The sequence below is a fragment of the Streptomyces chiangmaiensis genome (assembly GCF_036281785.1).
Classification (GTDB): Bacteria; Actinomycetota; Actinomycetes; order Streptomycetales; family Streptomycetaceae; genus Streptomyces; species Streptomyces chiangmaiensis.
Genome location: NZ_JAYWVC010000640.1, coordinates 1 through 916 on the forward strand (window position 1 = coordinate 1; position 916 = coordinate 916).

2 protein-coding genes are annotated in these 916 nt (G+C 66.6%); both read right to left on the bottom strand.

Annotation, left to right across the window (positions count from 1 at the left end):
• Positions 1 to 424, bottom strand: a 424-nt coding sequence (locus VXC91_RS46130; RefSeq protein WP_329513291.1) for an MFS transporter, incomplete at its 3' end; no start/stop codon positions are given.
• Positions 421 to 582, bottom strand: a complete 162-nt coding sequence (locus tag VXC91_RS46135) for a hypothetical protein (RefSeq protein WP_329513292.1) — start codon at positions 580 to 582, stop codon at positions 421 to 423. The genes VXC91_RS46130 and VXC91_RS46135, both read right to left, overlap by 4 nt.
• Positions 583 to 916 lie beyond the last annotated feature (334 nt).

Genomic DNA, 916 nt, shown 5'->3' on the forward strand with positions numbered 1-916 from the left:
CGCTCATGAGCGCAATCGCCCCTCCGATCCGGCGGGGCGGAAGCTGGTCCCGGAAGAGGCCGAAGGCAAGCGGGATCACCCCCAACGCAAGGCCCTGCAGCCCGCGGCCGATCACCATCGGCCACAGCGAGTCGGTAACGGCGGAGATCACCGTGCCGACGATCACCGCGGCGAGTGTCAGCAGCAAGACGCGCCGCTTGCCGAAGAGGTCACCAAGGCGCCCGCTCACCGGCGTGGCAATCGCGCCGGTCAGGGGCGTGATCGTGACGACCCAGGACGCGTCCGTGGGTGAGGCGTTCAGGAGAACCGGCAAGTTCGGGATGAGCGGGATGGTCAGCGTCTGCAGCAGCGACGGCAGCAGGCTGGTGAGGGCGAGGACGGCAACTACGGCCGAAGGAGAACCGGACCGCTTCACGGCGATCACCGCGCCGACCCGGCGTTGGCGCGCTGCGCGTAGTACGTCGCCGGCGGCTCCGTCGGCTCGGCGCCGGGCCCGAAGGCACGGCTGCCCTTCATCGGCGCCATCACGACGCGGTCTGCCGGGTTGTCGCCCAGGACGATCGGGTCGAAAGCAGTGGTCATGGTCTCTTCCTCGGGATAAGTGATGCTCAGCGGCCCGGGCACCCCGTTGCCGCACCAGCGAATGACTGTCCGAACAAGCAAATCACATGTCCGAACAGGTAAATCCCATGCACCCATTCCTGAGGTCGGATGTGAAACACATCACACACTCCCAACTGTTCATATCCCTGCCCGAGTCGGCGATGACTCTTGGTACCGCCGACCGTCAGTTACCATTAAGTTGATCAGGCAGGAAGGTGAGGAAGAGATGGCGCAGCCCACACCGAAGGCAGGGAAGAGTCCCGCGGGAACGGGGCGGGAGACCAGCGTCCCGGTGCCGGCCGCGGCCGGCGGT

What these genes read in the sequence shown, in the direction of transcription:
- VXC91_RS46135 (WP_329513292.1), bottom strand. Translation starts at nt 582, where the DNA reads ATGACCACTGCTTTCGACCCGATCGTCCTGGGCGACAACCCGGCAGAC.